Source organism: Streptomyces sp. NPDC005483, from assembly GCF_040606035.1.
Lineage (GTDB): Bacteria > Actinomycetota > Actinomycetes > Streptomycetales > Streptomycetaceae > Streptomyces.
Map to the genome: position 1 here is coordinate 1 of NZ_JBEXEA010000025.1, position 13,632 is coordinate 13,632.

The window sequence follows — 13,632 nt, forward strand, 5'->3', positions numbered from 1 at the left end:
CAGTCAGGCCCCCACCATCCGCGTACCGCATAACACCGGCATACCGCAGGAATCACCCAACGTCACCCCCCGAACGCAACCCGAAAAGGTCAGTAATTCGCCAACTGTTCGAGGCCATCGGCATGGAAGCCTGGAACACTCAAGCCTCCAAAGATGAGGGCGTTGACGCGGTGGCCGTCAGCAAGGACCCCGTCTTCAACGGTGAGTGCATCATTCAGGCAAAGCGCTACAGCAAGCTCGTGGGCGTTGAGTCCGTCCAAGCGCTCGCCGGAGTGGTCGAGCACAAGCGTGCCGCCAAAGGGGTCCTGATCACCACATCGTGGTTCGGCAGGGCCAGCCACGACTTCGCCCGCCAACACGGCCGACTCCAGCTCATCGAAGGGCCGGAACTCAAGTACCTGATCAAGGAACACCTTGGCAAGGATGTGATCCCGGGCCCGGTCCCCCCGAAGAGGCGGCCCTCGCGCTGAGGCTGGCAGGCCGCCCACTCAGACCGAGGAGCTGGGCCGTCCCTGGGCCGTCCGAGGTCGCTCGACAGTGGCCAATGACGACCAACGACGACCAACGACGACCACCAGGCGCACGAGTCCACCGCCCCTGAACAGCGAAAACACAGGTCACCAAGATCCCCGATAAGACCCACGGCAAGAAGACATCTTTTGCCTGCCCATTGAGACTCCACGGGCCTTACTGTTCGGCTGGCTCCGAGATGGGGCCAAGCGGCCGCAGAGCGCTACTCTTCCTCACTTTCTGAGACTCGAGAGGACCGCCATGCCATACCATAATTTTCCAGCATTGTAACGACCATTCCCCCGCTAGTCCTCGGAAGCTTTCCGCTAGAAGCGCCATCAGGGTTCTTATGTCGAAACGACAGCACTCGGTGAAGCGAAAGCACAATCTCCTCGGCATCCAATTCATTTGCGACGACAAGGGGACAACCGGTCGAGACCTCGACACCGACGGTGCACGACTCGTCAAACGACTCGATCACTAAAAATGAATCAGCTTCCTTGTGTTCACCAGCCATCAGCAAGTCCCAGACATCCTTTGTTCGAAGCGACTCCACCTCATGTGGATTATCGGCAGAGACGCGAGAACAGTCTTGCGAGCACGGTTCAAGCAGTTCGTTTCGAGCAAACGCCAGGATTGGGACTAGCACAGATTGACGCCACGCTTGCATCTGTTGCGGATCGTCACGAACATCCTCGCCGCCAGTAACAAAGTCCCAAATTCCGCAAGTAAGTTGGGGAGCAATTTTTTCCGGCAGGAGGAACAGTGACGCAATAAGAATGCGCCCAGAAGCAGCCCAGACCCGCATGCCATCTAGAGGCCGAGGCATGTCCGTCTTACCTAGCCAACTAGGCAGATTAATCAGAGCCGTAACCAGCGCTGGCGGAATATCAGGCTTTGACAAAATTTGCCACCAAGGACGCTGGCGTGGGATCTGAACACCCTCAACATAGAGAAACATCGCCACTGCCTCAGACAGCAGCCCTGATTCCAATGAGCTCATCCATTCTCGACGTTCCCAAAAAAAATCGAGATCAACAGATGTGGGTTCCTCCCCCAACTCCTGAAATCGCGTGACAAGCATGCGGAGACGTTCCTCATTGGTCAGAGAATTCGGCAAAATCCGTGCAGCTACAGTCGGGTAGCGTTGCACGAGGCGATCGAGATGGTCTCGATCCCAAAGTCTTACCACTGGACGAATGAAAGACCGTGTGCGCTCATCTACCCAGTCACGCGTTGGGTTACTGAACCTGCTGTTCGTAGCTACTACGAGAACATCAATGTCTGCTCGGGCACTGGCGTCCAGAACAGCTTGCTGGACTACTCCTCGCTCAACGGTTCCTGATCTCCCTTTGCATTCTGCCCACCACATCTGACGATCCAATTCACCATCCGGGCTCGGACGATCGAAAACAGCCTCAAGATCTCGGCCACCATCTGTGGCGGTGATCCCACTCGCGCTGCCCGCTCGCCAGACGAGTCGACTTGCCCCCATGGCATCCAGCAACCCGTAGAGCAGTTCCTCCAACTGAGCTCCCGAGACCTTTTCCCAAAGCACTCGGGTAACGGTTCCTTGCGTCAGTTCACCGCACAACGCCTCATTATCTGTCAATTTTGTGATCCCTCGTCCCGATGAAACAAACTTCAGACTCTGCGACTTTCAAGCCTGACGTTGAGATTCCACAATGCCAGGCTCAGGGAGGAGCCTTTGACGCTAATGCTTGCAGTCACCCTCTGTCCAAGCCTTACGCGACCCTGATGGAAGCGACATCAGTCATAGAGACGACCAAGCGAAGAGGTCGTAGACCCCGCCACTCAGTACGCCAGGGGATCTCGTGCTTCTGCAATGCATCCGCGTAGCGCGTCAGCAGGGTGTCAAGGCCCGCCAAGAGGAGGCCGGCAGAGTTCCGAACTCAGCCAGGTCGCGCGATCACACGCCTCCACCACTTCAGCCAGGTCGCCACGAAGGATCTGAAGAGAGTCGCCCTGCATCAGCACCCCCGGGAACCTCCGACCGGGCAGGCGAGCCACAGCGTCGTCGCCGCCATCAGTGAACAGCTCTGCCTCAACGCACTCCATCACGCCATCCAACCCGACATCACCAGCTGACATCAACGGCGGCGCACACGAGCGGCCTTGAGCGGTCAAGAGCAGAGGACCAGCAAGGGCGCCAAGGCCCCAGGTAGGCCGAGGGCTCGAACTCCTAAAGCGGGTGTCGCAGGTTCGAATCCTGCCGGGGGCACGGTGTCTGAACAGTCACGGAGCATCGAACAGCCCCCTCGGAGTGATCTTCGAGGGGACTGTTTTCGCGTGTGCAGGGGCGTAACGCTAGGCGACGCCCTGATTACGGGGTTTTCTGTCCCGCTATGTGTCCCCGCTGGCCTCCGTGCTCGCGTCGGGCTTTACCAGGTACAGAGCCTTCGACTCGGGCTCCAAAGGATCCTCTGGTGCAGGGGAGTTGTCGGCCGTGCCCCCGCCCTTGCGGGCGCCGGCGCGACAGGAGACGTCGGCGGCCTCCCGCTCGGACCGGGGCATCAGCGAGGTGTGGGTGTCCGTGTGGCTCGCGATCACCCCAGCCGGAGATGTGGCCGCTCGCCTCTCGGCGGGAAGTACCGCCAAGGTCACCTGGGTCAGCCTGGATGGCGCCACCTGCCGTCTGGACACACCGTCGTCAGTGCCCAGCCGCGGTCTGGCTGGCCCTCCATTCAGGGGCCTCGGGCGCGTCCTGGAACTCCAGGAGGTGCTGTCCGGCGAGCCGCTGCAGGGCGTCGCGTACCTCTGCCGGTGTGACGTAGAAGAACTCCCGGCGGAGGTTGACCCGGTTGACGCGGCGGGACTCGAACTCCTGGTGCAGGCGGCGTTCCAGGCCGACGGCGTCCTCACTGAAGATCAGGGCGTGTACGTCGAAGCGGAAGGGAACAGACGCGTCTCCGAGCTCGATGACGCGGTCCATGGGATCGAGGCGCCGGGTCATACCGATCTTGACCATGCGTTCGCCGAACGCTCCGACATTGGAGATGACGTAGACGTATCCGGCCCGGATGTTGGCCTCGCGAGCCTCGACCGCCTCCAGTTCGGCGCCCAGCTCGGCGAGCTTCCCTTCGAGTTCCGCGATGGAGGCCGCATCGCCGGTGCCGGAGCGCAGGCGGCGCAGGGCGCTCTCGTAGTGACTGCGTTCCTTCTCCAGCCGCTGACGCTCGCGCTCGATCTCGCGCTGCAGGCGCTCCTCCTCGCGCTGCTGGGCGCGTAGCTCCCGCTGCTCCTCCCGCTCAGTCTCCTTCCTCACCAGGTAGTCGGCCGTCAGCTCCAACTCCTGCACCCGCAGCAGGTGGTAGTCATCGCCGATGCGGATCTGCATGGTGGCGCCGAGCCGGGCGATTGACTCCCGTGTCTTGCCGAGCCGGTCGATCAGCGAGTCGAGCCGGTGCGGCTTCATGCCGCGCACCGCGTTGTCCGCTTCGGCGTTGTACGCGCGCAGCATCAGCTTGGAGAAGTCACGGACCATCTTGCGACCCTTGGCCGCTGAACCGTCCACCATCCAGTACTGGTTTCCGAGCACGGCCCGGTCGTCCTTCGCCAACTGCTTGTAGCGCGCCTTGAGACCGTCGAGCCGGCCCTTGTAGGCGAGCGCGTCGGCGAGCGGATGACGGTACTCGTAGATGCCGGCTTCCTGCAGCATCCGCATCTCGTCGGTGAGCACCAGATCCCGGCGCGCGGCCGTGAGACGCTGTTCAGCCTCCGCCGTCTGGCGAGCCATGTCGTCGGCTTGGCGGCGCACGTCGACCAGGGACTGCGCGGCGCTCTCGGCGGCGTGCTCTATCTTCTCGTCGAGCAGAGCGTCGATCCGTCCGATCTCTTGGAGCTTCTCCTCGTGCGCGCGGCGCAGCCGCTGCTGCTCGGCAGCGATCTGCGCGCTGTCGGCTCCGATGACCCGACTCAATTGCTCCGTCAGGTGACGGTTGTCCTCCTGTAGTCCGAGTACCTGTGTTTCCATCAGCGCCAGCTCGCCCGCCAGACGCGCCGCCTCGGACTCCGCTTGCTTACGGCGTCGGCCGAACAGGCCCCCACCTGTGGCCGGGACCGTCGCCTGGGGACCGTAGGGGGACTGCTGAGGAACGGGTGCGCTCGGCTGCGGCGCGTCCCCTTCCGGGATCCAGATCTGCCAGCCTGGGGGTGTGGGCCATGCGGGGTCCGGTTCCCAGCCCGGTGGCGGGCTCCACCCCTCCGGCGGGGCGGGCCAGGTGGGCGGCGGGTTGAACCGGTAGGTCATGCGGCAACGACTCCTGTCGCGAGGGCGAGAGACGGCCGGTGTAACCCCGATGCCGTCCGGCAGCCAGCGGGCCGAGTCGAACGTACTCGGCCTTGTGGACCTTCGTCCTGGCATCTCCTGTTTTTGGCCCTCGTGGCAGCGGATCTGACGAGGTGGGTAAGCCGCAGGGAGCCGTTCAACTCCGGCCTCTGTCAGGGCGACCCTCCGCCGGCACTTCGTCCTCGAGGGACCGGTCCGGCGACCCCGGGCACGGCCGACCGCCCCTGACGCACCGGGTGAAGGTGAAGCGAGGATGGCCACCCCTCTGTCCGCGGACAAGTGCCTGTCCGATCTCAAGAACGACTCGGCGTTGTCGAACACGGATCCTGGCGCACCCACAACCGCGACCATCACGGCAACTGGGGCCCGTGAACGGGGTGATGATCCACCACACCGGGGCGTACTCCTCCGAGGACGACATGGTGGAGCTGTGCCGGACCGGCTACGGCTTCGAGGCCCATTTACGAGCTGGAGCGTCCTCTGCTGCTCATGCCCGGGGACCAAGTGCATCGCCGAGGTCAACAAGTGATCGTCAACGCGCGGTCGGGAACGTGGTGGCTCCAACCGGCCGTTGGGAGCCGTGGTGCTGGGAGTAGCGCCTTCTCTGACGATCGCATCTGTACGGCAGCGCTCAGGACGCCGCGCCACAACCGCACCAGATCGAGCGGGGACCAGCGGGGAATCACAGTGAAAGCAGTCGAGCCCGACGAGGCCACGCAGCACCTATTCGCCCAGGTCAACGCTCGAATCGGCTGCAAATGCCCGCAGCTTCCCAGCTGAGGGCTCAAATCGATCACCAGATCACGCCCTCTGGGCCGTGGTGTCCCCTGCCCCTACCATTCAGACCGTGGACTGGGGGACTTTGGCAGGTACAGCGCTTGGCGCGATTTTGGGTGTCGGTACCACCCTCATCGCCGAACGCTCGCGGTGGCAACGCGAGAGCACAGCCCGCGAACAGGCCGTCAGGCAGCAGCTCTACGCCGAATACCTCGGCGCACTCTCGCTCACTACGCACCGCCTCCGAGATCTGAAGCGCAGTACCGGCCTCACCAGAGAGGAACGCATGGAGCAGGCCGGCGAAATCCTGGGATCGACCAACGCCTACCACCTCCGCTACCAAATGCTGATCATCGCTCCTGCGCCACTCGGTGACGCGGCCGACCAGGCGTTCATGCGCGTCCGAGACCTACGAGACCGCTTCGACGGGCCCGACATAAGCGCAGACCCCGACTGGCCTACAACAATGAGCGCGGTCAGCGCGGCACTCGATTCCCTCCGTGGGGCCATGCGAGCTGACCTGACCACGGGTTGATGCCTGTGTGGGCCAGAAACGATCAGCTGATTTTCTCGCCGGCCAAGGCTTCCTCGACTGGCCAAGCCCGCCGACAGCTCCAGAAGCTCGATAGACACGAGAGGAGAGCCCATGGCAGAGGAGGCAACGGCCGTCCGTGTCCTGGCGCGGCTCGCCGACCACGTGCACTGGGTGCGGGAGTGGCCGGACAAGCCGACCTGGCGCGACCGGCTACGCCGATGGGCATACCCCGAGTCGTACCGCTTCGAGCGGAGCACCACCCCGCCAAGGCCGTGGGTCGACAGGCCCGCCGGGCACTACGAGCGGACCGGTTGGCGCATCCGAGCGGCGTACTTCAGATCTGACCTGGCCTTCGAGGTCGAGTACGTGGTCTGCGATCTATGCGCGATCGGCTGGGTGGAATCACCCCACTCCTGTGAGGGTTACAAGCGCTGCGGCCTCGCCTCAGCCGCACTCCGGTCCCTGCGCCGCGCCTACCCCGGAGTTCAGTGGCACACAGGTGGCGGGCACTTCCGCGAGGCCGAGCCCTTCTGGAGTTCTGTCAGCGCAGGCGTTCCCGGCGGATACACCCAGCGGGAGAGGTGCCATCACGTCGAGCCGTGGCGAATGCAGCGAGCATGAAGGTGCGGCATCGGTGCACCGTGACCAGGCAACCTGGGGTGGTCGTCCGTCTCAGTTTCCGTCTCATTCACCACTGTTCACGGCCGTTCAGGCACGACTCGGAGCCATACCTGCGCCGGTGACCAACCGCCCATGAACCCAGGTGAACCGTCCCGAACGACGCTCACCGCCCCACCACCACAGTTGGAAAGCGTGCATCTGTCGGCCCGCGGCGATGGTGCGCGGTCGGCGCTGACAGGTCTCTCGCGGGCGTCAACGAAGCCCAACCGGTTGGGTCTCGTGCCGTTCTCCGGCCCGGCTAGCTAAAGCGTTAGTAAAGAATCAATGGCCCATTTGGGTAATTATGCTGCACTTCATCCGAGGCTTGTGAGATTAGTTGCAGCCTTGATTAACCACGTTTGGAGTCAAGACGGCGCATTGAGCCTGATTAGCGCGTCGGCGTGGCTCAAAAATGAGTAGGAACCGCGCGCCAAGTGGTAGGCCCCGACCTGCAGTTGGACGTGCATGGACGCTTTGCGCCAGCTCCACCAGTGCCTTCAACATGATGCCGAACGAAGCGATGCTCGCCTCGGCTGCGGAGCTTGGTGGCGTGCGGCCGAGGCGGGCACTGAACACTTGGAGGGTTGCTGATGGACGACACCGGGAGAAGTGACGGACCTGCGGGCGTGAACACGAAGCTGTACCTCTCCTCGCTCGGTCTGGGCGCTGCGCTGCTGATCGTCATCAGGCTGTTCGCGTTGCCGCACCTGGGCGGGGCGACCAAGATGAGTCTCAGCGACACGATCATCTCGATCGTCGACTCGCTCACCGGGGCCGCGGTGGCCTCTTTGTGCGTCTCCCTGCTCGTGGTGTTCTTCTACGGTCTGAAGCGGCAGGGACCGATGGAGGTTCAGGTCACCGACCCCCCATCAATCTCCGCCGAGCTGGACAAGGCAGCAGGCGCCACCAACTCCTGGGACTACCGGGGTCATACGGCTCGGTATTTCAGATCGGCGGTCCTGCCTACCCTTCTCCAGCGCGCCGAGAGACAGGGACACTATCTCTCGGTGAACGTGCAGGTGCTCGATCCGGACAACGTCGAACTCATGGACTTCTTCGCCGAGTACCGGAGGAACGCGAACCCCGACCGGCGGGACTACTGGACCCGGCGGCGCGCGCAGGCGGAGATCGCCGCGACCATCATCAGACTCCAGCTCCTGAGTTACCAGTTCTCCCGGCTCAACTGCCGGGTGTACCTGGCGTCCACCGTTTCACCGTTCACGATCGACCTTTCCGACACCTGCGTGATCGTGACCCGCGAGAAGGCCGGCACGGCCGCATTGAAATACCCGCTTGGCTCGACCTTCTACGACTCGACCAAAGAGGACATGCGGCTGAGCAACCGCCAGAGCACGGAGCTGCCTCTCCCCCGGTCCGCCACCGAGCTGGACCCTGGTTCCGTCGCGGACGTTAGAGAAGTCCTCTCCCTGCTAGACATACTCCAAGGGGCGGACGACGAACTCCTGAACCTGACGCTGGACGCGTACCGAAGGCCGGTGAACCCCTATGCCAACGCGTGAGGCGATCGGCTCGTGGATGACCCGTCAAGGGTGGCCGGACCTGCGGACGTTCCTGGACGACGCACCCTCCTACCTGCACCCCTACGGATTCCTCGTGTTCCGCCTGCCTTTGGACACGTTCCCGGAGTGGGGCATCCGCGTGCATCTGTGGCCGCCCGCCGGAAAACGGAGAACGGACTCGGACCCCTTCATCGTGCACAGCCACGGCTGGGACTTGCTGACGCGTTCCGTCGTGGGCTGTGTCCGGCACGCGATGTACGACGTGGATGACGGCGCGACGGCCGCCTGGTACGACTCGTTCACCGTTGAGAGCTCGCCCGGCACAGGAGTCAGCGTTCTCTCGCCGGAAGGAAGGTCCCTGAGTGTCCGCATGGTCTCGGAATGGGACGCCACACCGCAGGAGAGTCCGCTCCACATTCCTGCCGGGAGGTTCCACACCACGACAGGCCCGCATGAAGCCGTATGGGATTCCTGGTCCGTGACCCTGGTCGCCACCGAGCACGTGGCCGGCAACGCCTCAAGGGTGCTCGGCCCCTCCAAAGGCAGTGCCGTGGTCAACGAACGAGCCGCGATCACGGATCCCGGCGTTCCGCTCTCCAGCGTCGACCACGCGTACGAGCAGCGGGCCAATGGATCCGACCGATGGACGTCCTTCGTCTTCCTGATCGATTCGGGAAGGATCCTGCTCGCGCGGACTCGCCGCTATCCCGGGTACTGGCATCCCGTCGGGGGCCAGATGGAGTCCTGGGACGACACGCCTTTGGACACCGCTCGCCGCGAGGTGCGGGAAGAGCTGGGCATCGATTTGGACACGAGGGAGATGATCTCGCTCGGGTGCCTCCCCAGGGACGAAGGGCCCGGGAAGATCCACGCATGGGTCTGCGTCGGAGACTTTCCTGCGCGTCCCGACGTACAGGAGGAGGAGATCCACGAGGTCCGGTGGACGACGCTGGAGGAGGCCCTTCGCGCGGACTCCCTGGACGCGTCACAAAGCTTCCTCACCACCATCTCGGACCGGCGGCGCGAGTTCAGCCTGGAGATCTGACCCGCGCCCCGAAGACGGCGCCGGGCCCATGGGAAGGCCCCACGGACCCCGCGACAGCCACCAGTGCCGCACCGTCAGCGATCCGGGAGTGGCCCTGGCAGTTCCCTCGCACGTGCGGTGAGGATGACAGAGCCCTCGGTGCGGAGACGCACTGCGGGCTGCAGAACTGCCCGATCGAAGTCCTAAGGCGGTGCTCAGTCGGCCGTGGACTATCCGTGGACTCGTCTCGTCCCATCCCCTGCGAGCAATGCCTCGACCTCCAGCGTTATCCAGGACCCAACGGGCCTCCGGAGCCGTGTGCGCAGGTTCGAATCCTGCCGGGGCACAGCATGAGGTGCCCAAAGACCCCGCCATCAGCGCTTTCGCTGAGGACGGGGTCTTGGCGTATGTGCAGGCGTGTGCCGTTCTGGGCGGGGCTGTCACACGTCGGGCACGACCCGTGGGGTCAGAAGCGTGCGCTTGGATGAGTGGGTGACCGTTCGAAATGTTGCCCGGCAGTTGCCCGGGATCGATGTCCTCCGTGAGCACTGCCGTTCCATGGCTGTCCTGGATGCGGTCCTGAGCCCTGAGTGGGTCGGTCGGTACCACTTCTTCGACGACCACTGGTCGGAGACGGAGTCGATGGCCTCGATGCGGAACGGATCTGGCGACGAGTACTCGATCGTCTTCTCGGCCTTCGGCGCCTACGTCCGTGGGTTCGATCACGAGTCACCCATGAGCCCTTACACGGCGGATGGCCCGTGGCCCGGAGTGCTCGATGAGGTTCCCGATGTCTTCCGGCCGTGCGTGGAAGAGCCCGCGTTCTCTGATGAGGACGGGATGCCTGTCGTCACCGCGTGTCTGTGGCGAGAGACGGGAGACGGCGGCTGGAAGACGGGGACGATCGACTTTCCCCACCGGGCAACGGAGGATCCGGACGGTGCCGGGTACCTCTTCCAACTGCTGGTGGATCGCTCACCGGAGGCGTTCCAGGGGTGGGCCGAGGACTACTACGAAGTCCCCGTCGACCTGGAAGCCGTTCGTCACGTCTTCTCATCGCGCCCGCTGACCGCGGAGGTGGTCAACGCCTTGAACTCAGAGATCACTCCCGCAGATCTCGTGGACGACGTAGCGGAGATCGGCTATCCGAGGGACTGAGACAGCCAGCAGGGGCACAGTGACGGACAGGTCCGGCGGGAGGGAGTCACGTTCGCGTGCCCTCCGCCGCGCGTGGACTCCACCGCCTCTCTCGTTCTGCCCAGGGCCCAGATCACCCCGTCCGTCGTGGTCGGGGCTTTTCGGGTGGGGCTGGGCGGGAACTCGCTCGTTCGTCCTGACCCGCCGATGCTGAGGAGGCCGCCGTGACGGAGCAACAGCACACCCAGCAGGACCCCGCGACGCAGCACCCGCGCCCGGAGTTTCCGGCGCAGGACCAGCCGCACCCGGGCTGGACCGGGCCGATGGACCCGCCGCCCGACCACGGCGAGGAGTCCTACCGCGGTACGGGTCGGCTGGAGGGCCGCAAGACCGTCATCACGGGCGGGGATTCCGGCATCGGGCGGGCGGTGGCGCTGGCCTTCGCCCGGGAGGGTGCCGACGTGCTGTTCACCCATCTGCCGGAGGAGGCGGACGACGCGCGTGAGACGTCCCGGCTCGTCGAGGACGCCGGCCGCAAGGCGGTCGCCGTCTCCTGTGACATCCGTGAGGAGGACAACTGCCGGGCACTGGTGGAGCGCGCGGTCGCGGAGTTCGGACGTATCGACGTACTGGTGAACAACGCGGCGTTCCAGATGTCGCAGCCGGACGGCATCGAGGCCATCACGACCGAGCAGTTCGACCGGGTCATGCGCACCAACCTCTACGGGATGTTCTGGCTGACGAAGTTCGCCCTGCCGCACATCCCCGAGGGCGGCAGCGTCATCAACTCCACGTCGGTGCAGGCGTACAAGCCCAGTCCGCACCTGCTGGACTACGCGATGACGAAGGGCGCGATCGTGACCTTCACCCAGGGACTGGCCCAGATGCTCGCGGAGCGCGGTGTCCGCGTCAACGCGGTCGCGCCGGGGCCGGTGTGGACGCCGCTGATCCCCGCGACGATGCCCGACACCGTGGAGTTCGGCAAGCAGAGCCCGCTGGGCCGGCCGGCCCAGCCCGCCGAGCTGGCCCCCGCGTATGTCTACCTGGCCTCTCAGGAAGCGAGCTTCGTCACCGCGGAGATCCTCAACGCGACCGGCGGCACGCCCCTGCCGTGAGCCACAGCGCCGCGTCCCGGGGAGCCGTAGGCCGCTGGGTCGCCCTGAGCTGGAGCGACGGTTGAGCCCGTGAGGGCTCTGGGACACTCTCCACGAGCTGGGGGGCAGCTAGCACGTACGTACGGAGTTTGAGCCGCTTCCGAAGTGGTGAGGCGCCCGGGATGCACGAGCAACTTGTCACGGTCGCCCCTCGGGAAAGACCCGCAGCGCAGCGACCCGCGGAGCGCGACGCCTTCTTCGACAACGCCAAATACCTGGCGATCGTGCTGGTCGCGGTGGGGCACGCGTGGGAGCCGTTGCGGGACGGGAGTCGGGGCGTTTCGGCGCTGTACCTGCTCGTGTACGCCTTTCACATGCCGGCGTTCATCGTGGTCTCCGGCTACTTCTCGCGGAACTTCGACGCGAGTCCGGGGCGGCTGCGGCGGCTGGTGACCGGGCTCGTCGTGCCGTACGTCGTGTTCGAGACGGCGTACACGTTCTTCACGCGGTGGACGGACCAGGTGCCGGACCGGCCGGTGAGTCTGCTGGATCCGCTGTATCTGACGTGGTTCCTGGTGGCGTTGTTCGTGTGGCGGCTGACCGCCCCCCTGTGGAAGCGGATACGTCAGCCGGTGTCGGTCGCCCTCGCCGTGGCGATGCTCGCGACCCTCACGCCGTCCATCGGCGACGACCTCGACCTCCAGCGTGTCCTGCAGTTCCTGCCGTACTTCGTGCTGGGTCTGTGCCTGAAGCCGGAGCACTTCCGGCTGGTGCGCCGGCGGGCGGTGCGGATGCTCGCCGGGCCGGTGTTCGCGGTCGCGCTGGTGGCGGCCTACTGGGTGGCGCCGCGGATGAGCGCGGCCTGGTTCTACCACCGGGACAGCGCGCAGGAGCTGGGGGCGCCCGCCTGGGCGGGGCCGGTGATGACGCTGGTCGCCTTCGGGTGTTCGCTGGTCCTGGTCGGGTGCTTCCTCGCGCTGGTGCCCGGGCGGCGGACCTGGTTCACCGTGCTGGGCGCGGGCACCCTGTACGGCTATCTGCTGCACGGCTTCCTCGTCCAGGGCGCCCGGTTCTGGGGCTGGTACGGGACCGCCTGGGTCCACTCACCGCTCGGCACGGCCACGGTCGCCCTCGTCGCCGCCGCCGTCGTGACCGCGCTGTGCACCCCGCCGGTGCGGCGCGCGCTGCGGTGTGTGGTGGAACCGGAGATGCGGTGGGCCTTCCGGCGGGAAGCGGCCCGACCGGCCGCCCCTTGAGGGAAGTCGGGACGGCGGCTCGGCCGCCGTCCCGCCGGGGGCGGCCAGCTGTCCGGCCCACCTCGATACCCTCCCCGGCGACCGCGGGAAGCCACCCTCCCGAGCCCGGCACGGTCGTCCGCTCCCCCGGAGCCACCGACGGCCACCGACCCGGCACGGCACCGCACCGCACCACCCACGACGGACCGGCCGCCCGGACACCGTCCCCTCCGGAGCCCTCCGCTGCCCAGCCCACCTCGACGCCCTCCCCGGCGACCGCGGGAAGCCACCCTCCCGAGCCCGGCACGGTCATCGGCTCCCCCGGAGCCACCGACGGCCACCGACCCGGCACGGCACCGCACCGCACCACCCACGACGGACCGGCCGCCCGGACACCGTCCCGTCCCGGCGCGCCTATTTCGACGTCCTCCCGGCGACCGACGGCACCGGACGCGGCACCGTGGTCGGCTCCGCCGGGGCGGGGCTCGGGGCGGTCGCGGGCCGTTCGTGCGGCACGACCGTCGGCACCGGGCTCGGCGCGTTCCCCGGGGCGGAGGGCACCGGGCTCGGCACCCTCGTCGGCGCGGACGGGACCGGGCTCGGCTCGGACGGCCCCTCGGACGGCACGGGCGACGGCACCGCGGATGGCGCCACGGACGGCACCGGCGAGGGTGCCACGGACGGCACCGAAGTCGGCGTCGGTGTGGCGGAGCCGGTCGCGGCGCCCGCGACGGCGGCCCAGCCCGCCACGGCGACGGCGCTTCCCGCGAGGACGCCGAGCAGGAGACGGCGGGTGGTTCGGATGCCATGACGGTTCGTCAAGACAACTCC

The 13,632-nt window shown here is 65.9% G+C and carries 11 protein-coding genes; 9 read left to right on the top strand and 2 right to left on the bottom strand.

The window, feature by feature from the left end; translation table 11 throughout:
• Positions 1-470, top strand: a 470-nt coding sequence (locus ABZT06_RS35860; RefSeq protein ID WP_355750836.1) for a restriction endonuclease, incomplete at its 5' end; no start/stop codon positions are given.
• A 263-nt stretch (positions 471-733) separates the two neighbouring features.
• On the opposite strand, the gene ABZT06_RS35865 is transcribed toward ABZT06_RS35860, so the two are convergent.
• Both ABZT06_RS35865 and ABZT06_RS35870 read right to left on the bottom strand, forming a co-directional pair.
• Positions 734-2,122, bottom strand: coding sequence for a restriction endonuclease (locus tag ABZT06_RS35865; RefSeq protein WP_355750839.1), 1,389 nt, complete (start codon positions 2,120-2,122; stop codon positions 734-736).
• 1,059 nt (positions 2,123-3,181) lie between these two features.
• On the bottom strand, positions 3,182-4,780 hold the full coding sequence (locus ABZT06_RS35870; protein ID WP_355750842.1) for a DUF4041 domain-containing protein: 1,599 nt from the start codon (positions 4,778-4,780) through the stop codon (positions 3,182-3,184).
• 886 nt (positions 4,781-5,666) lie between these two features.
• On the opposite strand from ABZT06_RS35870, the gene ABZT06_RS35875 reads away from it, so the two are divergent.
• The 8 genes from ABZT06_RS35875 to ABZT06_RS35910 all read left to right on the top strand — a co-directional run bounded on the left by ABZT06_RS35875 (position 5,667) and on the right by ABZT06_RS35910 (position 13,612).
• Positions 5,667-6,131 carry a hypothetical protein gene (locus ABZT06_RS35875; protein WP_355750845.1) on the top strand — a complete coding sequence of 155 codons (465 nt, stop codon included), beginning with the start codon at positions 5,667-5,669 and terminating at the stop codon, positions 6,129-6,131.
• Between the two features lie 111 nt (positions 6,132-6,242).
• Positions 6,243-6,752 (top strand): hypothetical protein, encoded by a 510-nt coding sequence (locus ABZT06_RS35880; RefSeq protein ID WP_355750848.1) that lies wholly within the window; start codon positions 6,243-6,245, stop codon positions 6,750-6,752.
• Positions 6,753-7,381: 629 nt separating this feature from the next.
• Positions 7,382-8,311, top strand: a complete 930-nt coding sequence (locus tag ABZT06_RS35885; RefSeq protein ID WP_355750851.1) for a hypothetical protein — start codon at positions 7,382-7,384, stop codon at positions 8,309-8,311.
• 16 nt (positions 8,312-8,327) lie between these two features.
• A complete protein-coding gene (locus tag ABZT06_RS35890; RefSeq protein ID WP_355750854.1) occupies positions 8,328-9,356 on the top strand; it encodes an NUDIX hydrolase in 1,029 nt (342 codons plus the stop codon).
• Between the two features lie 471 nt (positions 9,357-9,827).
• The gene (locus tag ABZT06_RS35895) at positions 9,828-10,493 is read left to right on the top strand and encodes a hypothetical protein (RefSeq protein WP_355751146.1); all 666 of its coding nucleotides are present in this window, start codon (positions 9,828-9,830) and stop codon (positions 10,491-10,493) included.
• A 203-nt stretch (positions 10,494-10,696) separates the two neighbouring features.
• Entirely contained in the window at positions 10,697-11,587 is an 891-nt protein-coding gene (locus tag ABZT06_RS35900; protein ID WP_355750857.1) for an SDR family oxidoreductase, read from the top strand.
• Between the two features lie 161 nt (positions 11,588-11,748).
• Positions 11,749-12,822, top strand: coding sequence for an acyltransferase family protein (locus ABZT06_RS35905; RefSeq protein ID WP_355750860.1), 1,074 nt, complete (start codon positions 11,749-11,751; stop codon positions 12,820-12,822).
• 439 nt (positions 12,823-13,261) lie between these two features.
• Entirely contained in the window at positions 13,262-13,612 is a 351-nt protein-coding gene (locus tag ABZT06_RS35910; RefSeq protein ID WP_355750863.1) for a hypothetical protein, read from the top strand.
• Positions 13,613-13,632 lie beyond the last annotated feature (20 nt).